Here is a 19,231-nt window from a genome sequence, read left to right as displayed (position 1 = left end):
CATGCGCCAACCCGATATTGAGATTTACCTGAAAGACGCCGACGTCGACTACAAGGCCATCGCCGCCTGGCTGGGCGCCGCCCTGGGCCAATGCACTGACTGGGTCCAGCAAGGCCAGACCTACAAGTGCAAGGCTGGCAGCGTGCCGGTTACCTGGCTGCCGAAAGCCGTCGGCAAGTGGAACAGCCTGTTCCTGGACAGCGACCAGACCCCGTGGGAAGACGACATCGCCTGCGCCCGCGCCGCGTTTGCCGCGCTGAACGTCGAAGTGCGCTGCGCGCCGGGGACGTGGGTTGAGGAAGAAGGTGAGGAAAGTGCTGACACCTGGATTCGCATCAGTGAAGACGGTGAAGAGCAGATCACCTGGAAAACTGCCTGATCCTGAATTGCGAACCCAATCAAATGTGGGAGGGGGCTTGCTCCCGATAGCGTTGTGTCAGGCACTGAATACATTGCCTGATACTCCGCCATCGGGAGCAAGCCCCCTACCACATGGGTTCAGTGCTGAACTTACAAACCGACCACATCCTCCGCCTGCAACCCCTTCTCGCCCGTCACCACGGCGTATTCCACCTGCTGACCCTCGGCCAGCGAGCGGTGGCCGTCACCGCGAATGGCGCGGTAGTGCACAAACACATCCTTGCCGTCTTCACGCTGGATAAAGCCGTAGCCCTTTGCATCGTTGAACCACTTCACATTGCCGGTTTCGCGCGTTGCCATCAGTTCACTCCCACTGGTTTTTTATTGTTGAGTCGCTTATTTGAACTGCCGAGTATAAGACAGGCTCAAAAACCATCAACTCAAGTTTACATCGCTGCTTTTTTGCCGATTTTCGGCGAATACGGCACACTACCCGCCCGAGCGCCTGCTCGGTTTTTTCCACTTGAAGCAGTTCGCCTATGACCCGCTCCCCGTTCCGCCGTCTGGTGTTTGGCACCTTGCGCCGACTGTTGTACCTCTGGGTTCGCTCCGAGACGATCAACCAGTCGTCCCTAACCCTTAACCTGGACCGCAGCCGGCCGGTTTTCTACGTCCTGCAATCACCCTCCCTCACCGAGTTGGCCGTGGTCGATGCCGAGTGCACCAAGGCCGGCCTGCCGCGCCCGGTGCTGCCGGTATCGGTAGGGCCGTTGCTGGAGCCCGCGGCGTTCTTCTACCTCACGCCGGATCCAGACTGGCTCGGCCGCCAGGACAAGCGCGGTGCGCCGCCCACCCTGACCCGCCTGGTCAACACCCTTGCCGACCACGCCGAAGAGAATGCACAAATCATTCCGGTCAGCGTGTTCTGGGGGCAGTCCCCTGCAAGCGAGTCCAGCCCCTGGAAACTGCTATTTGCCGACAGCTGGGCCGTCACCGGGCGTCTACGCCGGTTGTTGAGCATCCTGATCCTGGGGCGCAAGACCCGGGTGCAATTCTCCGCGCCTATCAACCTGCGTGAATTGATCGAGCACAATAAAGGCCACGAACGCACCGTGCGCATGGCCCAGCGCATCCTGCGTGTGCACTTTCGTAACTTGAAGACCGCGGTCATCGGCCCCGACCTGTCCCACCGGCGCAACCTGGTGAAGGGCCTGGTCAATATGCCTTTGGTGCGCCAGGCCATCCTGGATGAAGCCGAACGGGAAAAGATCACCCCGGAAAAAGCCAAGGCCCAGGCCCTGCGCTATGGCAACGAGATCGCCTCGGACTACACCTACACCGCGATCCGCTTCCTGGAAGTGGTGCTGAGCTGGTTCTGGAACAAGATCTACGACGGTATCAAGGTCAATAACATCGAAGGCGTGCAGAAGGTGGCCCAAGGCTACGAGGTGATCTACGTGCCTTGCCACCGCAGTCATATCGACTACCTGCTGCTGTCGTACCTGCTGTTCAAGAACGGCCTGACCCCGCCGCACATCGCCGCCGGCATCAACCTCAACATGCCGGTGATCGGTAGCCTGCTGCGCCGTGGCGGTGCGTTTTTCATGCGCCGCACCTTCAAGGGCAACCCGCTGTACACCTCGGTGTTCAACGAATACCTGCACACCCTGTTCACCAAGGGTTTCCCGGTGGAGTACTTCGTCGAAGGCGGCCGCTCGCGCACCGGGCGCATGCTGCAACCGAAAACCGGGATGCTGGCGATCACCCTGCGCAGTTTCTTGCGCTCCTCGCGCATGCCGATCGTGTTCGTGCCGGTGTATATCGGCTATGAGCGCGTGCTCGAAGGCCGCACCTACCTGGGCGAACTGCGTGGCGCGAGCAAGAAGAAAGAATCGATCTTCGATATTTTCAAAGTGATCGGCGCGCTCAAACAGCGCTTTGGCCAGGTCGCGGTCAACTTCGGCGAGCCGATCAAGCTGGCCGAATTCCTTGACGCCGAGCAACCGGACTGGCGCGCCCAAGAGCTGGGCCCGAACTACAAGCCGGCCTGGCTCAACGAAACCACCAACCGTCTTGGCGAGCAGGTGGCGCGGCACTTGAACGAAGCCGCGGCGGTCAACCCGGTGAACCTGGTGGCCCTGGCTCTGCTGTCGACCACCCGCCTGGCCCTGGATGAACAAGCCATGGCGCGCCAGTTGGACCTGTACCTGGCGCTGTTACGCCGCGTGCCCTACTCGCCCCACACCACCCTGCCGGAAGGCGATGGTCTGGCGCTGATCAACCACGTCAAGGACATGAAGCTGCTGTCGGAACAGAGCGATGCCCTGGGCAAGATTGTCTACCTGGACGAGCAGAACGCTGTCCTGATGACCTACTACCGCAACAACGTGCTGCACATCTTCGCCCTGCCGGCGTTGCTGGCGAGCTTCTTCCAGAGCAGCTCGCGGATGAGCCGCGAGCAGATCCTGCGCTACACCCGTGCGCTCTACCCGTACCTGCAATCGGAGCTGTTTATCCGCTGGTCGCTGGAGGAGTTGGACGCGGTGGTCGATCAATGGCTGGACGCGTTCGTCGAACAAGGCCTGCTGCGTTTCGAAAACGCCGTGTACCTGCGCCCGGCGCCAAGTTCGCGGCAGTTTGTGCTGTTGACGCTGCTGTCCAAGAGCATCGCCCAGACCCTGCAACGCTTCTACATGGCGATCTCGCTGTTGCTCAACAGTGGCCGCAACAGCATCAGCGCCGAAGAGCTGGAAGACCTGTGCACGATCATGGCCCAACGCCTGTCGATCCTGCATGGCCTCAATGCCCCGGAATTCTTCGACAAGAGTCTTTTCCGACATTTTATTCAGACGTTGCTGGAGCAGGATGTGCTGCGCCGCGATGAAGCCGGCAAGCTGGGCTATCACGATCTGCTCGGCGAGCTGGCGGAAGGCGCCGCCAAACGCGTGCTGCCGGCCGATATCCGCCTGTCGATCCGCCAGGTGGCCTTGCACCGAGTGGATGGCGCAGCCGAGGCACCGACCGAACCGGATGCCGCCAGCCCTGAAGAAAACCGCTAGATTGAATGAGGCGTCGGGCGGATTCCGGCGCCGTTGAAAAGGAGCTGCACCATGAAAAAGATCATCCTCCTGGGCCTGACCGCCCTGCTCGGAGCCTGCCACTCGATGACCCCAACACCGAAGGCCAGCCTCGACGGCGAAGTGTTCTACCTGCAACGTATCGCCCTGCCGCCTACCGCCACGTTGAGCGTCAGCCTGCAAGACGTGTCCCTGATGGACGCGCCGGCCGTGACCCTGACCGAACAGAAAGGCCCGGTCAAAGGCCAGGTGCCGCTGCCATTTCACCTGAGCTACGACCCGGCCCAGGTCAAACCTGGCCACACCTACTCGGTCAGCGCTCGCATCGAACTGGACGGCAAGCTAATGTTTATCACGACCGAACGGCACACCGTGCAGCTCAATGGCCAGGATCCACAACCGATGCGCCTGCGGGTTGATGCAGTCGCACACTGATAATTTCACGTCATAAGGAAGCGCCCATGCTCCGCAAATCTATTCGCCTCACCGTCCTGTGTGCCGGCCTGCTGTTCGGTGCCAACGCTATGGCCCTGGATCTTGGCAACCTGTCCCAGGGCGACGCCAGCGGTGGCCTCAAGGATGCCTTGACCCAAGGTGCACAGATAGCCGTGAAACAACTGGGTAAGCCCGGTGGTTTCAGCGACAACCCGGACGTGAAAATCGGCCTGCCGGGCAAACTTGGCAAAGTCGCCGACAAACTGAAAATGTTCGGTATGGGTGACCAGGTCACGCAGCTGGAAACCAGCATGAACAAGGCGGCGGAAACCGCCGTGACCCAGGCCCAGCCGATCCTGGTCAACGCCGTGAAAAACATGAGTGTGACCGATGCCAAGGGTATTCTCAGCGGTGGCCAGGACTCCGCCACCCAATACCTGAACAAAAGCAGCCGCGAAGAAATCCGCGCCAAGTTCCTGCCCATCGTCAAGGCCGCCACCGACAAGGTCGGCGTCGCCCAGCAGTACAACGCCCTGGCCGGCAAGGCAGCAGCCTTCGGCGCTGTGGATGCCAAGAGCGCCAACGTCGAAAACTACGTGACCGAACAGGCGCTGGATGGTTTGTTCAAGATGATTGCACAGCAGGAAGAGACGATTCGCAAGAATCCGGCAGCGGCGGCTACGAGCCTGGCCAAGAAAGTATTTGGCGCCCTCTGACCCTTGCGGGTAAGCGCAACGTTGAAAATTGAAAACGCCCTGACTCTATTCAGGGCGTTTTTTTTGCCAAGCCTAAGTACCCGACACTCATGACCAGTACTCACGACTCACTACCTTTCGCTGACAAACATACTCAATAGTGAATGTGCCGGCCCGACGAAACGTTGCTGTTTTGAGCAACGGACGAACTCGAATTGCTGTTGAGGTTATTGTTGTCGTTGTTGATATTGACATTGACGGGCTGGTTGCAGCTACCGCCACCGTGTTTAGAACCGTGCCCCATCATCGACCCCATCATAGAGCCCATCATCGAGCCCATCACCTGTGCCGGTAGCGTCAGTAAATTTAAAATCATACACACTCCTTACGAATTAGATTGACACCAAAACCCGGCTCACCGTGCTCCATACGCCAGTAGCTTCAGGCCGGGTAATCCTTGTGTGGTATTTTGATAAAAAAGGTTCCTATCCCGCGTACGAAACGGCACGCAAATCAAGAAGGTCCTTGTGTAAGCGGGAGACCCGCGCCCTATCTGTAGAATGACGTGAGTGGTGTCTGCCCACGATAAACATGCGGTAAATCGTCATTAGCGTAGGCGTGATGGGAATATTGATGGCCACGAACGCCTGACCGTGTCTGCGAAAAACCCGGGCGAACAGGACGATGGTGACCTGAACTTGGTCGGTGGTGTCCGGGGCTATCAAAGGCCGAACGATCACCCTTCTGGCTCGTCAGGAGATTGCCGAGTAAAGACCCTAGGAACGCGCCCTTGAAACTTGCAATTGCAGACAACAGAAACATAAAAACTCCCTGAAAACTTGCTTCAAACGGACCACCGATTGGGTGAGCCCTTCCCATGTGCCTGCTGGGCAGGCACAGGTAAGTGGAGTTCCAGCGCAGTTCGTTCCTGCCGTGGCGCACGGCCTTTGCATCTTCATGTAAGTAACAAGAGGTGTTGTCTGAACGTGGGCAACGCGATTACGCGACGCCCTTCTTCACTCGGAACCATGCAGCGTACAGGGCGGGCAGGAACAGAAGCGTTAACGCCGTCGCCACAATCAACCCGCCCATGATCGCCACGGCCATGGGCCCGAAGAACACGCTGCGCGACAGTGGAATCATCGCCAATACGGCCGCCAGAGCGGTCAGCACAATCGGGCGAAAGCGCCGGACGGTGGCTTCGATAATCGCCTGCCACGGCGCAAGGCCGGCCTTGATGTCCTGTTCGATCTGATCCACCAGGATCACCGAGTTGCGCATGATCATCCCCGACAACGCGATGGTGCCGAGCATGGCAACGAAGCCGAAAGGTTGGCGGAACACCAGCAGGAACAAGGTGACGCCGATCAACCCCAACGGCGCGGTAAGAAAGACCATTGCCGTGCGTGAAAAGCTGCGCAGTTGCAGCATCAGCAAGGTCAGCACCACCACGATAAACAGCGGCACGCCGGCCTTCACCGAGTTCTGCCCACGCGCAGAGTCTTCAACGGTGCCACCGACTTCAAGCAGGTAGCCATCCGGCAGTTCAGCACGCACATCTGCGAGCGTCGGCAGGATTTGCTGTACCAATGTTGCCGGTTGTTCCTTGCCGTAGATATCGGCGCGCACGGTCACCGTGGGCAGGCGGTTGCGGTGCCAGATGATGCCTTCTTCGAAACCATATTCGAGGGTGGCAATCTGCGACAGCGCCACACTTTTGCCGTTGTCGGTGGGCACGGCCAGGCTCGGCAGCAGCGACAACTCGGTACGTTCGTGAACAGTGCCGCGCAGGAGAATCTCGATCAATTCGTTGTCCTCCCGGTACTGGCTGACGCTGGAACCGGTCAGGGAGCTCTGCAGGAATTTCGACAGGTTGGCGGTGCTTACACCAAGGGCGCGCGCCCGGTCCTGGTCGATATTCAGGTAGACGATTTTGCTCGGCTCTTCCCAGTCCAGGTGCACGTTGACCACATGGGCGTTCTGGCGAACCTTGGCCGCCACTTTGCGTGCCAGGGCGCGTACTTCTTCAATGTGCTCGCCGGTCACGCGGAACTGCACCGGGTAGCCAACGGGCGGGCCGTTCTCCAGGCGGGTGACCCGCGAGCGCAGCTCAGGGAATTGCTCGTTGAGGGTTTCGATCAGCCAGGTGCGCAGGCTTTCACGCTGCTCGATGGTCTTGGCCAGCACCACGAATTGCGCAAAGCTGGCGGCCGGCAATTGCTGGTCCAGAGGCAGGTAGAATCGCGGCGAGCCGGTACCCACATAAGCCACGTAGTTGTCGATGCCAGCGTGTTCCTTGAGCATCGCCTCCAGGCGTTTGACCTGCTCGGCGGTATTGCTCAGGGAGGAGCCTTCGGCCAGTTTCAGGTCGACCATCAGCTCAAGGCGCCCGGACGCCGGGAAGAACTGTTGCGGCACGAAGCGGAACAACGCGACCGAACCGATAAACAACAGCAGGGTCAGGACGATGACCGTCTTACGCCGATGTACGCACCACTCCACCAAACGTCTTACGCGCTGGTAGAACGGCGTGCCGTAGGGATCCGGGCCATCGGTGCCGTGCTTGGCGGCATGAATCTTCGCCAAGTCCGGCAGGAGTTTTTCCCCCAGGTAGGGTACGAACACCACGGCGGCCACCCAGGAAGCCAGCAAGGCGATGGTCACCACCTGGAAGATCGAGCGGGTGTATTCGCCAGTGCTCGATTGCGCGGTGGCAATTGGCAGGAAGCCCGCCGCCGTGATCAATGTACCAGTGAGCATGGGGAACGCGGTGCTGGTCCAGGCGAAGCTCGCGGCCTTGAGACGGTCGTAGCCCTGCTCCATTTTGATCGCCATCATTTCAACGGCGATGATCGCGTCGTCAACCAGCAAGCCCAAGGCCAGGACCAAGGCACCGAGGGAGATCTTGTGCAGGCCGATGCCGAGGTAATACATGGTGGCAAAGGTCATCGCCAGCACCAGCGGAATCGCCAGGGCGACTACCATGCCGGTGCGCACACCAAGGGAGAAAAAACTCACCAGCAATACAATCGCCAATGCCTCGGCGAGTACCTGGACGAATTCGCCGACGCTGGTCTTCACCGCTGCCGGTTGGTCCGACACCTTGCGCAGTTCCATCCCGGCAGGAAGGTTCTTCTGCAGGCGTGCGAACTCACCTTCAAGGGCCTTGCCAAGTACCAGGATGTCGCCACCGTCGCGCATGGCCACAGCCAAGCCGATGGCGTCTGCGCCCATGTAGCGCATGCGCGGTGCCGGCGGGTCGTTGAAGCCACGATGGATGTCGGCCACATCACCGATGCGCAAGGTGCGATCACCCACGCGAATCGGGAAGTCACGGATCTGCTCCACGGTTTTGAAGTTACCCGAAACGCGCAACTGCACGCGCTCGGTGGGTGTTTCAAAGAAGCCGGCAGTCGAGACGGCATTTTGTTCCTGTAACGCCTGTTGTACCGCGGCCAAAGGCAGGCCAAGGGTGGCGAGCTTGAGGTTGGACAGCTCGATCCAGATCTTCTCGTCCTGCAGACCAAGCAGCTCGACCTTGCCTACATCTGGCACCCGTTGCAGTTGAATCTGGATGCGGTCGGCGTAGTCCTTGAGCACCGCATAGTCAAAGCCGTCACCCGTCAGGGCGTAGATATTGCCGAACGTAGTGCCGAATTCATCGTTGAAAAACGGCCCCTGGATATCCGGTGGCAAGGTCTGGCGGATGTCGCTGATTTTCTTGCGCACCTGGTACCACAGTTCAGGAATCCGCGCCGAGGGCATCGAATCGCGAGCCATGAAAGTGACCTGGGACTCACCGGGGCGCGAGAAGGACACGATGCGCTCGTACTCGCCGGTCTCCATCAGTTTTTTCTCAATGCGCTCGGTAACCTGGCGTGACACTTCCTGGGCCGTGGCGCCGGGCCAGTTGGTCTTGATCACCATGGCCTTGAAGGTAAAGGGAGGGTCTTCGCTTTGCCCCAGCTTGGTGTAGGACAAGGTGCCAACCACAGCAAGCAGAATCATCAGGAACAGTACGATCTGGCGATTACGCAACGCCCATTCGGAGAGATTGAAACCCATGGGGACTACTCCTTGGCCGCCAGATTCACGACACGGTTCGAGCGATCCACCGGGCGTACTTGCTGGCCCTCATGGAGTACATGCACGCCCGCGGCAACCACCCAGTCAGTAGCGGCCAAGCCTTCCAGTACCGGCACGTTTTTTTCACTGAAGGCACCAATGCGCACCGGAGTACGCTTAAGCGTGTTGTCCGGTTGCACACACCAGACGTAGGACGCACCGTTCTCGGCACTGAGGGCAGACAGCGGCACCGAGAGAGGAATGACGCCGTCAGCTTGTATGAACACACGGGCACTTTGACCCAGTTCAGCGGGGACTTTGCCGCCGGTGAAGGCCACGCGTGCGGCGAAGGTGCGTGATTTCGGGTCGGCGGCGGGTGACAGCTCACGGATGCGCCCGGCGAAACGTTGATCCGGCTGGCTCCACAATTCCACCGACACCGGTTGGCCGATCTTGAAGCGGCCAAAGCCTTGTTCGGGCAGGCTGATCAGTACTTCGCGCTCGCCGTCGGTGGCCAGGGTGAACACCGTCTGGCCAGCAGAGACCACCTGACCCACTTCAACGGCACGCTTGGCGACCACACCGTCCTGAGGCGCGCGCAGCACGGCATAGCCGGCCTGGTTGCTCGATACGTCGAACTCGGCCTTGATCTGCTTCAAGCGTGCTTCGCCCGCTCGGTAGAGGTTTTCGGAATTGTCGTACTGTGACCGGCTGACCATCTGACGGTCCATCAGGGTTTTGTAGCGATCACGCTCTGCGCGCACCAGGCTCAAATTGGCCTCGGCCCCGGCCACTTGGGCGCGGGAGGCCTCCAATTGCAGGCGCACGTCCTGGGGGTCGAGTTCGGCCAGTGGCTGGTTGGCCTTGACCCGCTCACCCTCCTCCACCAGGCGCTTGCTGACTTTGCCGCCAATGCGAAAGGCCAGGTCCGGCTCATAACGGGCACGCACCTCGCCGGGATAGCTGTCCACCGCCTGTGCCGAGGGCTGCGGTTGCACCACCATGGCTGGGCGGACGGTGGTCTGGGTCGCTTCTTCATGGCCGCAGGCGGCCAATAGGAAGACCAGGCTGACAGGCAAAGCAAGGGGCAGGAAAGCGCTGCGCATGCTGAAGGACCTTTCGCAAATAGAGCTAGGAATAATTATACTGGCCGGTATGTTATTAATACCAAACTCGACAGTCCAGTATTAAAGGTGAAAATGTCCGACAATCCTGTGAACACCGCAAGCCCCGGGCGTCCCAAGGACATGGCAAAACGCCAGGCAATCCTCGAAGCCGCGAAATCCCTGTTCTTGAGCAAGGGTTACGCGAACACCAGCATGGATGCCGTCGCCCTTGCGGCCGGCGTATCGAAACTCACGGTCTACAGCCATTTCACCGACAAGGAGACGCTGTTCACCGCCGCGGTAGTGGCAAAGTGTGAAGAGCAGTTGCCGGTGATGTACTTCGAGCTCCCCGAAGGCATGCCCGTCGAGACGGTGTTGCTGAACATCGCACGAGGCTTCCATCGGCTGATCAACAGCGAAGAGTCGGTGAACCTGCATCGCCTGATGATGACCACCGGCAATCAAGACGTGAAACTCTCGCGAATCTTCTTTGAAGCCGGCCCCATGCGCATGCTGCAAGGCATGGAGCGCCTGCTCGGCAAGATTGACCAGAGCGGCACCCTGAACATCGACAAACCGTTCAAGGCAGCCGAACACTTCTTTTGCCTGCTCAAGGGCACGGCGAATTTTCGCTTGTTGTATGGCTGCGGCGGGCAACTGAGCGCGGCAGAAGCCGAGGCGCATGTGCAGGATGTGGTGAGGTTGTTCATGCGCGCCTACCGGAGGTAGGCAGCGGCAAGCTTTTAGCTGCAAGCCGCAGGTGAAAAGCGCTTTGGCTTGCAGCTTGCAGCTTAAGACTTGAGCGCTTTCTTGGGATAGATGTCATAACGGCTGGATTTACCATCCAGCGCGTGGCTCGGTTTCGGCCCGTCAATGCACGGCGCCTTGCGCGGCCTTTTGACCACCACGCGGTGGCTGGCCAGGGCCAGGGCTGCAGCGAGCAAGGCCGGTGCATCCGGATCATCGCCTACCAATGGCCGGAACAAGCGCATCTCCTTCTTGACCAGGGCCGTTTTCTCACGGTGCGGGAACATCGGATCCAGATAGATCACCTGCGGCGGCTCACCCTGCCAATTGAGCATCACGTCGATGGAGTTGCCCTTGAGCAGCTTCATGCGCGCCACAATCGGCGCCACTTCAAAATCTTCTGCAGCGCGTGCAAGGCCGTCTTCGAGCAAGGCGCCGATCAACGGCTGGCGCTCGATCAGGCTCATCTCGCACCCCAGGCTGGCGAGTACAAACGCGTCCTTGCCCAGGCCGGCCGTGGCGTCCAGCACCCGGGGCCGCACGCCTTGGGCAATGCCCACGGCCTTGGCGATCATTTGCCCGCTGCCACCACCATATAAACGCCGGTGCGCCGCGCCACCTTCGACAAAGTCGACCCGCACAGGCCCCGGCGCATCAGGCCCGAGCTGTTGCAGTTGCAGGCCATGCTCACCGACTTGCAGGGAAAAATCCGCATCCGCCACGTGTAGAGGCAAGCCCAACAGCGAAGCCCACTGCTCGGCGCGGGCCTGGAAACTGTCGGCCAACGCCTCGACCTGGATGCGGCTGGCCGCTGGTTGTTCGTTCATCAATCGCCACGCTCAAAAATATTAAGGATCGGCAAATAACGGCCGATAAAAACAACAGTCAGGTATTTTGCCAGAGCTGAGCGTCGACCGAGAAAAATGTCAGACATTCTTCCCCTAACCATCGGTGTACTGCCGACCCATAACCACTACGGCCTGCGCAATACTCAAGCGCTGGCCGGGGTGAGTCATGTGTGGCAAGACTTCTTCGCCCGTGCGTTGGCCGAGCAGCTCGGTGAAACGCCGGACGCGCTCGCCGCCAAGGCACCTGCACCAAGGGACCCAGCGGTCGAACCCTGCGAAGGCGCCGACCTGCTGTCGCAGATCCTCACCCAGCGTGAGTGCGACGTGAAAGACACCGAGATCGCCCCGCCTGAGCCGCTGTTCCTGCCGATTGCCGAATTCGAAACCGAGCTGCTGCCACCGGCCGCGCAGCCGTTCCCGGAGGAAGAAATTGTTGCCCAGCAGCGCCAGCAGGATTTCGACAGTGGCTGGGTGCGCCCGATCGTCCTGAACGCCGGCCAATCGCTACCAGCGCCAGGCCCGGCGCCGCAGCCGCGCCCACTGCACCTGCCGATTGCCGAGTTCGAACTGGACCTGCTGCCACCGGCCGCCACGCCATACCCCGAAGAAGAGCTTGTGGCGCAACAAAAGGCCCTGGACTTTGACTACTACTGGGCGCGCCCGCTGGTTACCCACAACCTGCGCCTGGCCGCTTAAGCCTCAGCGACACACCCACCAGCGCCCCATATCCAAATGGAAGTGGTTGCGATGCGCCGCGTTGTAGTCCGGGCTCAATACCACGTTGAAATCATCACAGGCGCCATCGCGTACCTGACGCAGGAAACTCGCACTGTCGCCCTCCCCCGGCCAATCCTTGAGTACGCTGACGCTGCGCCCATCCGCCAGGCGAAAACCGGCGATGTCCAGAGCATTGGCCGAGGCGTGCTGGCTGAGTCGCCCGTCGGCACGGTTATAGATATTGCGACAGGCAAAGCTGCCCAGGTGCTCGACCCGACTCACCCTCTGGCCAAAAATCGCCTGGGCCGCCGGTTGCAGGCTGTGGCGTTCGAACAAGGCGAACGCCACGGCCAGCGGGCAACTGGCGAGAAAGCTACTGCTCAAGGCTGCGTCAGCACCCTGCACGCGCAGGACATTGCGCAAGGGGCATGCCGAATCCGCCGCGGTATCCGCCTGGCGGCTCACGCGCAGCCCGGAGGTTTTCAATACCTGATCACACAACGCCGGATCATCTTGCAAACGACTGAGCTTGTAGCGCGTCAGCAGGTTCGGATTTGCGCGCACATCCAAGGGCGCCCAAGGGTTCCACTCAGCGGGCATCGGCACCCAACCACGCCAGACACCCAACACGAAGACGCCCAGCAGCAACGAGAACGCGCCCAGAACTTTTATCAGAGCCACGGCTTAATCCTTGAAAAACAGGAGGTCTAGAGTAACCCCAGTTGCTGCGCGACGGGCTCTCGATGCAAGGTGGGCAGCGGCGGCAAGCCTGGCAGGCGCGTCATCAGCTTTGCGTGAAAGCGCAGGGCCAGTTGTGCCGCGAGGCGGTTGTCCGAGGTGTGCAGGAACATGTAGGGCGTGCGTCCCTCTTCGATCCAACTGGCGATCTTTTCCACCCACGGGATCAGGAACGGGTCATTGGCTTCAAGCTGAGGATGGCCGATAAAACGCACCTGAGGAAATTGGGTCAGCGCCGCCGGGCGCACAGGCACCCTGGGCTTTTTTGCCTGGGCATGCAGTACCGCCGCCGAGGTGGACGTACAACTGAACAGGGCGCGAGGATCCAGGCAAATGCGCTCGACACCGCGATCACGCAATAGGCGGTTAAGCATGCGCTCGGCGTCGCCTTTAGCGAAGAACTGCTCATGCCTGACTTCCACAGCCAGTGGCCGATCAATGCCATCCATGAACCCGGCCAGTTCAGCGAGGCGTTGCGGTGTAAAGCCCTTTGATAGTTGCAGCCATAACGGTGAAACGCGTTCACCCAGAGGTTTCATCAACCCGACAAAACTTTCTGCCGCCGGCAATTGCTCACGCAAGTCGCCAGCATGGCTGATATCGCCCGGGAATTTGGCCGTGAAGCGGAAGTCATCGGGCATGATTTCGGCCCAGCGCTGCACGGTGGCGGCCGAGGGTCGGGCATAAAAAGTGGTATTGCCCTCAACGGCGTTGAAGACTTGGGAATAGAGCCCGAGGTAATCGCTGGAGCGTGCATCGATGGGATACAGGTACTCGCGCCAGGCGTTTTCACTCCAGGATGGGCAGCCGATGTAGTAAGGCAAACGCATCAGATATGGATGTCGAGACCCAGCACTTCCATATCCCATTCGACAAAGCCGGCAGTGGTCAAGTAGCTGGCCAGGGCGGTGGCAACGCTTTTGCTCATGGAACGGGGGAAGACCATGTCTTGCTGACGGGCGGGTACGCCGCTGGTACGTGCGCTCCCTGAGCCTTGGGCGCGCGATGGTGTATCAGCGTGGACTTCAATGAAGTCCGGCGAATCCTCGACGGACTCGTCTACCGTCACGTTCGCCTTGCGCGGCTTACGCTTGAGAGGGTAGGACTGTGAGGAGAAGCCGTCTATACGCATACATGCAGACTCGGTATCAATGATGGCAATTTAGCGGCACTTTCCGTAGTGCGCAAATGCTCTGGTGATAACTAGAACACATAATTTGTAAAAGGTTTAGAAACCCGGGCAAATTCTGACGATTGGCGAAATTTGCCACCGAATGCCCACATTTTTGGCGTCAAATAATCCCGCGTTCGGCCTTGGTCTGCGCCACTTTATCGCGCAGGTACACCGGTGCCGCCTGGTCCGCCGCAATGGCCTCGCCGCGCTCGAAAGCAAAACGTGCCAATGCCAACAGATCCTCGGCATGGGGCAACATTGCAGCGTCCTGCCCCACCAGTTGCACATTGATACGTTCGCCATAACCCCAGCCCGTGCCGGCACCGAACCAATCACCGCTGGCGTCATGCGGCAACTGCGCCGCTTCCGGCGGCTGCACCGCTTCCACACCGACCAGGCGCATTTCGCCAGCGATCTCGCTGTAGCAACCCCAATAGACTTCATCCATCCGCGCATCAATCGCCGCTGCCACCTGCGTAGCGCCGTGTTCACGCAGTGCGCGCTGGGCCAGAACGGCGAGGTTGGACACCGGCAATACCGGACGCTCCAACGCAAATGCCAGGCCCTGCACTACACCAATGGCGATGCGCACTCCGGTGAACGCCCCGGGCCCACGGCCGAAGGCGATGGCATCCACGGCAGCCAGGGTGGTCCCAGCGTCTTCAAGCAACTGCTTGATCATCGGCAACAGCTTCTGCGCATGCAGGCGCGGGATCACCTCGTAGTGGCTCGTTACCTTGCCATCGTGCAGCAAGGCAACGGAGCAAGCTTCAGTCGCGGTGTCCAGGGCCAGCAAGGTGCTCATGGGTGATTGTGTCCAGGTAGAAAAAAGTGCGCCAGTATAGTCGGCATGAAGGACGGTCTCCATAGCCCATGCAGCCCTCGCAGCCCCCAGCGAAACCATCCGGTTGAGCCTGGCAGACTTTTTGATCAGTTACGTCGTAAAGCATAACCTTCAGGCAACTCGCAGGGCGCGCAGGCGACAACATCCTCGTTATCAACACCGGCATCTTCCACGAACACGACGGTGGCGAACTGGTCGATTATTACTCTCGGATAAGTGGGGCCTGCATCGCGGTACTGCCGCATAGCGTCCAGATGTTCATTCTGGAAACACGCGGTTTTCTGCGGTTCCATTGCCAGCCATTGTGGAAAGAAAATAACACCATGGGCCCGGCGCTCGGCAAAGTTAATCGAAACACTGACGGTAGTGCCGGTAGGCTCTTCCCAGGATACTTTGCAAACGTCATCGCTAAGCCGCACAAGATGAACGGGCTGGTCGCGCACCCAACGGCCACCGACAATACCGCTGTGGACACGATAGTCTATGGTGCGGTCATTCTTGATATACATTTCGTACTGCCAACTGGCGTCATAGACATACATGACATGCTTACCGACAAACCGAGTCAATTGGCCCGGCTTGGTGGAACTGACGTATTCACTCATGGCATTCATCCTATTTTGATCGATTCAAAATATTAGTGACGCCATGAAGCGCCATACAATAAACAAGCGCCTGGGTATTCGTCAGAAGTTGTTTCCATTCCTATTCTTTCTAGTAGTTCCCGTGGCGCGTAAACATTGCGCACCGGCTCGACGCAAACAACAACGGCCCGCAAGCGGGCCGTTGTAGGTGAAGCCAATCGGGATCAGCTCAACGCTTGCAGTACCTTGGCGGTGATGGCTTCTACCGAACCCACGCCAGGGATATGGCTGTACTTCGGCTTGCCTTGGGCTGCGGACAGCTTCTGGTAGAAATCCACCAGCGGCTTGGTCTGGGAATGGTAGACCGACAGGCGATGACGCACGGTTTCTTCCGTGTCGTCTTTACGCTGCACCAGGTCTTCACCGGTGATATCGTCCTTGCCTTCCACTTTCGGCGGGTTGTAGACGGTGTGGTAGACGCGGCCAGAGGCTTCGTGAACGCGACGGCCGGCGATACGCTGGACGATTTCTTCATCTTCAACCGCAATTTCAACCACGGCGTCCAACTCGACACCAGCCTTCACCAGGGCTTCAGCCTGGGGAATGGTGCGCGGGAAGCCGTCGAACAGGAAACCGTTCTTGCAATCGTCCTGGCTGATGCGTTCCTTGACCAGGTTGATGATCAGGTCATCGGAGACCAGGCCGCCGCTGTCCATCACGCTCTTGGCGATCAGGCCCAGCTCGGTGCCAGCCTTGACGGCCGCACGCAGCATGTCGCCGGTGGAGATTTGTGGAATGCCGAATTTTTCAGTGATGAACTTTGCCTGAGTACCTTTACCGGCCCCGGGAGCTCCCAGCAGAATGACGCGCATCGATGTGCTCCTCAATTTTTTATAGAGATGACGCTCGGATTCGCCGCGTGGGGCCAATCTCGTAAAAATAGGATTCCAAGCCGATCAAACGGCCAAAGGCTGATCAAGATACACAGCAGGCCCTCACCATACAAGCCGCCAAAAGTAGGAGAAACCCGCGCCGCACATGCGTCATAGGCAGGGTGTAGCTGAGTGCAACCCCAGCGCCCAAACAATAACCGCCCTTTTCAGGGCGGCCATCCGGGTGTATCTGCAAGCCATTGAGAACACGCAGGAAACCTCAACCGGTGTTGCGCAAACCGGCGGCAATACCGGCAACGGATACCAGCAGCGCCTGTTCCAGAGGGCTGTCCTGCGCCGCCTCCTGCTGACGGGAGCGTGCCAGCAACTCGGCCTGCAGCAAGTGCAACGGGTCGAGGTAGGTGTTGCGCAGGCGGATGAACTCCAGGGTGTCCGGGCTATGAGCCAGCAGTTGCGACTGGCCGGTCAGGCCAAGCACCACATCACACGCCTGCGACAATAGGTCGCGTAAGTGCGCACCCAATGGCAGCAGGTCTGGCTGCACCAGGCGCTCGTCATAAAGACGGGCGATATCGGCATCCGCTTTGGCCAACACCATTTCCAGCATATCGATGCGGGTGCGGAAGAACGGCCACTGTTCACGCATCTGCCCCAGCAACTCACCTTCACCTCGTTCCAGCGCCTTGCTCAATGCTGCCTCCCAACCCAGCCAGGCGGGTAGCATAAGGCGAGTCTGAGTCCAGCCGAAGATCCACGGGATCGCGCGCAGGCTTTCAATACCGCCGGCACGGCGCTTGGCCGGGCGACTGCCCAGGGGCAAACGGCCCAACTCCTGCTCCGGCGTAGACTGGCGGAAATACTCGACGAACTGCGGGTTTTCGCGCACCACGGCGCGGTAAGCGCTGACGCCGTCGGCGGCCAACTCATCCATCAGATGACGCCAGGCCGGCTCCGGTGGTGGCGGCGGCAACAGCGTCGCTTCCAGCACCGCTGCCAGGTAGAGATTGAGGTTTTGCTCGGCGATATCCGGCAAGCCGAACTTGAAGCGGATCATCTCGCCTTGTTCCGTAGTACGGAAACGCCCCGCCACCGAGCCCGGCGGCTGCGACAGGATGGCCGCGTGAGCCGGGCCGCCGCCACGACCGACAGTACCGCCACGACCGTGGAACAACAGCAGCTCCACCTGTCGCTCGCGACAAATATCCACCAGGCGTTCCTGCGCCCGGTACTGCGCCCAGGCCGCGGCGGTGGTGCCAGCGTCCTTGGCCGAGTCCGAGTAGCCGATCATCACTTCCTGCGGGCCCTGCAACCGTGCGCGATAGCCCGGCAGCTGCAATAGCCGCTCCATCACAGGCCCGGCGTTATCCAGGTCGGCCAGCGTCTCGAACAGCGGCACCACACGCATGGGCCGTTGTACGCCCGACTCCTTTAGCAGCAGTTGCACCGCCAGCACATCCGACGCGGCGCCCGCCATGGAGATAACGTAGGAACCCAACGAGGCAGCCGGTGCGGCGGCGATTTCCTTGCAGGTATTGAGTACCTCGGCAGTGTCCGCCGACGGTTTGAAATAACCCGGCAGCAGCGGCCGACGATTGGCCAGTTCCTGGGTGAGGAAACTGATGCGCGCGTCTTCGTCCCAGTCCTCATAACGGCCCAAACCGAGGTAATCGGTGATTTCGGTCATGGCCGACGAATGACGACTGGAGTCCTGACGTACATCCAGGCGCACCAGGAACAGGCCGAAAGTCACCGCTCGTCGCAGGCAGTCGAGCAGCGGACCATCGGCAATCACGCCCATGCCGCATTCGTGCAGCGACTGGTAACACAGCTCCAGCGGGTCCAGCAGATCGCGGTTGTCCTGCAACACCTCGGCAGGCGCCGGCGTGTTGGCGGTCAACGAAGTGTGTGCCCACTGGCGCGTGGCGCGCAGGCGTTCACGCAGTTGTTTGAGCAAGGCGCGATAGGGCTCGACGCTGTCGCCAACCTTGGCCTGCAACGCTGGACTGGCTTGTTGCATCGACAACTCGGAAGCCAGGTGATCGATGTCGCGCAAATACAAATCCGCGGCCATCCAGCGCGCCAGCAACAGCACTTCGCGGGTAACCGGAGCGGTGACATTCGGGTTGCCGTCACGGTCGCCGCCCATCCACGAAGCAAAGCGAATCGGCGCCGCCTCCAGAGGCAGGCGCAGCCCGGTAGCGGCGTACAGGGCCTGGTCAGCCTTGCGCAGGTAATTGGGGATGGCGTGCCACAGCGAATGCTCGATGACCGCAAAGCCCCATTTGGCCTCATCCACGGGTGTGGGTCGGATGCGACGGATTTCTTCGGTGTGCCAGGCTTCGGCGATCAGCCGTTGCAAGCGCTCGCGGATCTGCTCGCGCTCGGCGGTGGTGAGGTCGCGGTGATCCTGCAAGGCCAGTTGTGCGGCAATGGCATCGTATTTCTGGATCAGGGTACGGCGGGCGACTTCAGTGGGGTGGGCAGTGAGCACCAGTTCGATTTGCAACCGCGCCAACTGCCGGGCCAGGGATTCATTGCTGTGGCCTTCGCTTTGCAGGCGGGCCAGCAATTCCGGCAAGACCCGGGATTCGAACGGTGCCGGTTGCGATTCATCACGCCGGTGAATCAACTGGTATTGCTCGGCAATATTGGCCAGGTTGAGGAACTGGTTGAAGGCCCGGGCCACGGGCAGGAGTTCGTCTTCCTGCAATTGGTTGAGTCGGGTGCTCAGTTCGTCGCCGGCGCCGTGGCGATCAGCCTTGGCGCCTTTGCGGATCTGCTCGATCTTGTCGAGAAAATCATCGCCGTACTGCTCTCGAATAGTGTTGCCCAACAGCTCACCCAGCAGGTGAACATCCTCACGCAAGCGTGCATCGATATCACTCATCAGCCAATCTCCAGCCAGAATTCCGGGACGCGCAGGTGTTCCAGAGTGCCGCCCACACCCG

18 protein-coding genes are annotated in these 19,231 nt (G+C 60.1%); 6 read left to right on the top strand and 12 right to left on the bottom strand.

The annotated features are described in order from the left end of the window. Nucleotide 1 precedes the first annotated feature (1 nt). Complete coding sequence (locus JFT66_RS11140; protein ID WP_034118438.1) at nt 2–379, top strand: hypothetical protein; 378 nt, start codon at nt 2–4, stop codon at nt 377–379. A 131-nt stretch (nt 380–510) separates the two neighbouring features. Here the strand turns inward: JFT66_RS11140 and JFT66_RS11135 are convergent, their stop codons facing one another. Beyond that, nucleotides 511–720, bottom strand: coding sequence for a cold-shock protein (locus tag JFT66_RS11135; RefSeq protein ID WP_032891681.1), 210 nt, complete (start codon nt 718–720; stop codon nt 511–513). A gap of 179 nt (nt 721–899) precedes the next feature. Here JFT66_RS11135 and plsB point away from each other — a divergent pair, with 179 nt between their 5' ends. Genes plsB through JFT66_RS11120 form a run of 3 tightly spaced genes read left to right on the top strand, consistent with a single transcriptional unit; the run spans nt 900 to nt 4,588 of the window. Continuing rightward, a complete protein-coding gene (plsB, locus tag JFT66_RS11130; protein ID WP_034118437.1) occupies nt 900–3,419 on the top strand; it encodes a glycerol-3-phosphate 1-O-acyltransferase PlsB in 2,520 nt (839 codons plus the stop codon). 51 nt (nt 3,420–3,470) lie between these two features. Then, nucleotides 3,471–3,872 carry a YbaY family lipoprotein gene (locus tag JFT66_RS11125; protein ID WP_198859266.1) on the top strand — a complete coding sequence of 134 codons (402 nt, stop codon included), beginning with the start codon at nt 3,471–3,473 and terminating at the stop codon, nt 3,870–3,872. 26 nt (nt 3,873–3,898) lie between these two features. Then, nucleotides 3,899–4,588: a DUF4197 domain-containing protein gene (locus JFT66_RS11120; protein WP_198859265.1), complete on the top strand. Its 690-nt coding sequence runs from the start codon at nt 3,899–3,901 to the stop codon at nt 4,586–4,588. A 133-nt stretch (nt 4,589–4,721) separates the two neighbouring features. Here the strand turns inward: JFT66_RS11120 and JFT66_RS11115 are convergent, their stop codons facing one another. The 3 genes from JFT66_RS11115 to JFT66_RS11105 form a co-directional block, all read right to left on the bottom strand. Then, nucleotides 4,722–4,943, bottom strand: coding sequence for a hypothetical protein (locus JFT66_RS11115; protein ID WP_034118434.1), 222 nt, complete (start codon nt 4,941–4,943; stop codon nt 4,722–4,724). A gap of 623 nt (nt 4,944–5,566) precedes the next feature. Next, nucleotides 5,567–8,632, bottom strand: coding sequence for an efflux RND transporter permease subunit (locus JFT66_RS11110; RefSeq protein WP_034118432.1), 3,066 nt, complete (start codon nt 8,630–8,632; stop codon nt 5,567–5,569). Between the two features lie 5 nt (nt 8,633–8,637). Further along, nucleotides 8,638–9,738 (bottom strand): efflux RND transporter periplasmic adaptor subunit, encoded by a 1,101-nt coding sequence (locus JFT66_RS11105; protein WP_034118431.1) that lies wholly within the window; start codon nt 9,736–9,738, stop codon nt 8,638–8,640. A gap of 93 nt (nt 9,739–9,831) precedes the next feature. Here JFT66_RS11105 and JFT66_RS11100 point away from each other — a divergent pair, with 93 nt between their 5' ends. Continuing rightward, nucleotides 9,832–10,467 carry a TetR/AcrR family transcriptional regulator gene (locus JFT66_RS11100; RefSeq protein ID WP_198859264.1) on the top strand — a complete coding sequence of 212 codons (636 nt, stop codon included), beginning with the start codon at nt 9,832–9,834 and terminating at the stop codon, nt 10,465–10,467. Nucleotides 10,468–10,529: 62 nt separating this feature from the next. Here JFT66_RS11100 and JFT66_RS11095 read toward each other — a convergent pair whose 3' ends face one another. Continuing rightward, a complete protein-coding gene (locus JFT66_RS11095) occupies nt 10,530–11,312 on the bottom strand; it encodes a class I SAM-dependent methyltransferase (protein ID WP_034118429.1) in 783 nt (260 codons plus the stop codon). Between the two features lie 96 nt (nt 11,313–11,408). On the opposite strand from JFT66_RS11095, the gene JFT66_RS11090 reads away from it, so the two are divergent. Next, complete coding sequence (locus tag JFT66_RS11090) at nt 11,409–12,029, top strand: hypothetical protein (RefSeq protein WP_034118428.1); 621 nt, start codon at nt 11,409–11,411, stop codon at nt 12,027–12,029. Nucleotides 12,030–12,032: 3 nt separating this feature from the next. Here the strand turns inward: JFT66_RS11090 and JFT66_RS11085 are convergent, their stop codons facing one another. The 7 genes from JFT66_RS11085 to ppc form a co-directional block, all read right to left on the bottom strand. Next, a complete protein-coding gene (locus JFT66_RS11085; RefSeq protein ID WP_034118427.1) occupies nt 12,033–12,731 on the bottom strand; it encodes an extensin-like domain-containing protein in 699 nt (232 codons plus the stop codon). 26 nt (nt 12,732–12,757) lie between these two features. After that, the gene (locus tag JFT66_RS11080; RefSeq protein ID WP_034118426.1) at nt 12,758–13,618 is read right to left on the bottom strand and encodes a DUF72 domain-containing protein; all 861 of its coding nucleotides are present in this window, start codon (nt 13,616–13,618) and stop codon (nt 12,758–12,760) included. Continuing rightward, on the bottom strand, nt 13,618–13,920 hold the full coding sequence (locus JFT66_RS11075) for a hypothetical protein (protein ID WP_034118425.1): 303 nt from the start codon (nt 13,918–13,920) through the stop codon (nt 13,618–13,620). The genes JFT66_RS11080 and JFT66_RS11075 overlap by 1 nt, the downstream gene beginning before the upstream one ends. A 160-nt stretch (nt 13,921–14,080) precedes the next feature. Next, nucleotides 14,081–14,767, bottom strand: coding sequence for a tRNA (adenosine(37)-N6)-threonylcarbamoyltransferase complex dimerization subunit type 1 TsaB (gene tsaB / locus JFT66_RS11070; RefSeq protein ID WP_034118424.1), 687 nt, complete (start codon nt 14,765–14,767; stop codon nt 14,081–14,083). A 125-nt stretch (nt 14,768–14,892) separates the two neighbouring features. Beyond that, nucleotides 14,893–15,411 carry a phenolic acid decarboxylase gene (locus JFT66_RS11065; protein ID WP_034118423.1) on the bottom strand — a complete coding sequence of 173 codons (519 nt, stop codon included), beginning with the start codon at nt 15,409–15,411 and terminating at the stop codon, nt 14,893–14,895. Between the two features lie 203 nt (nt 15,412–15,614). Beyond that, nucleotides 15,615–16,262 carry an adenylate kinase gene (gene adk, locus JFT66_RS11060; protein WP_198859263.1) on the bottom strand — a complete coding sequence of 216 codons (648 nt, stop codon included), beginning with the start codon at nt 16,260–16,262 and terminating at the stop codon, nt 15,615–15,617. Between the two features lie 280 nt (nt 16,263–16,542). Beyond that, nucleotides 16,543–19,170 (bottom strand): phosphoenolpyruvate carboxylase, encoded by a 2,628-nt coding sequence (gene ppc / locus JFT66_RS11055; protein ID WP_034118421.1) that lies wholly within the window; start codon nt 19,168–19,170, stop codon nt 16,543–16,545. Nucleotides 19,171–19,231 lie beyond the last annotated feature (61 nt).

Origin of the sequence: Pseudomonas sp. MF6755 (genome assembly GCF_016405635.1) — a bacterium.
In the GTDB taxonomy this organism is placed as follows: Bacteria; Pseudomonadota; Gammaproteobacteria; order Pseudomonadales; family Pseudomonadaceae; genus Aquipseudomonas; species Aquipseudomonas haemolytica.
The sequence above is the reverse complement of the archived record's forward strand: the minus strand, read 5'-3'. Positions and strand labels throughout refer to the sequence as shown.

Bases quoted from the DNA above. Each gene is read 5' to 3' on its own strand.
- JFT66_RS11100 (WP_198859264.1), top strand. From the start codon at position 9,832: ATGTCCGACAATCCTGTGAACACCGCAAGCCCCGGGCGTCCCAAGGAC.
- JFT66_RS11115 (WP_034118434.1), bottom strand. From the start codon at position 4,943: ATGATTTTAAATTTACTGACGCTACCGGCACAGGTGATGGGCTCGATG.
- JFT66_RS11125 (WP_198859266.1), top strand. From the start codon at position 3,471: ATGAAAAAGATCATCCTCCTGGGCCTGACCGCCCTGCTCGGAGCCTGC.
- plsB (WP_034118437.1), top strand. From the start codon at position 900: ATGACCCGCTCCCCGTTCCGCCGTCTGGTGTTTGGCACCTTGCGCCGA.
- JFT66_RS11105 (WP_034118431.1), bottom strand. From the start codon at position 9,738: ATGCGCAGCGCTTTCCTGCCCCTTGCTTTGCCTGTCAGCCTGGTCTTC.
- JFT66_RS11135 (WP_032891681.1), bottom strand. From the start codon at position 720: ATGGCAACGCGCGAAACCGGCAATGTGAAGTGGTTCAACGATGCAAAG.
- JFT66_RS11090 (WP_034118428.1), top strand. From the start codon at position 11,409: ATGTCAGACATTCTTCCCCTAACCATCGGTGTACTGCCGACCCATAAC.
- JFT66_RS11140 (WP_034118438.1), top strand. From the start codon at position 2: ATGCGCCAACCCGATATTGAGATTTACCTGAAAGACGCCGACGTCGAC.
- JFT66_RS11080 (WP_034118426.1), bottom strand. From the start codon at position 13,618: ATGCGTTTGCCTTACTACATCGGCTGCCCATCCTGGAGTGAAAACGCC.
- adk (WP_198859263.1), bottom strand. From the start codon at position 16,262: ATGCGCGTCATTCTGCTGGGAGCTCCCGGGGCCGGTAAAGGTACTCAG.
- JFT66_RS11120 (WP_198859265.1), top strand. From the start codon at position 3,899: ATGCTCCGCAAATCTATTCGCCTCACCGTCCTGTGTGCCGGCCTGCTG.
- JFT66_RS11095 (WP_034118429.1), bottom strand. From the start codon at position 11,312: ATGAACGAACAACCAGCGGCCAGCCGCATCCAGGTCGAGGCGTTGGCC.
- JFT66_RS11065 (WP_034118423.1), bottom strand. From the start codon at position 15,411: ATGAGTGAATACGTCAGTTCCACCAAGCCGGGCCAATTGACTCGGTTT.
- tsaB (WP_034118424.1), bottom strand. From the start codon at position 14,767: ATGAGCACCTTGCTGGCCCTGGACACCGCGACTGAAGCTTGCTCCGTT.
- ppc (WP_034118421.1), bottom strand. From the start codon at position 19,170: ATGAGTGATATCGATGCACGCTTGCGTGAGGATGTTCACCTGCTGGGT.
- JFT66_RS11110 (WP_034118432.1), bottom strand. From the start codon at position 8,632: ATGGGTTTCAATCTCTCCGAATGGGCGTTGCGTAATCGCCAGATCGTA.
- JFT66_RS11075 (WP_034118425.1), bottom strand. From the start codon at position 13,920: ATGCGTATAGACGGCTTCTCCTCACAGTCCTACCCTCTCAAGCGTAAG.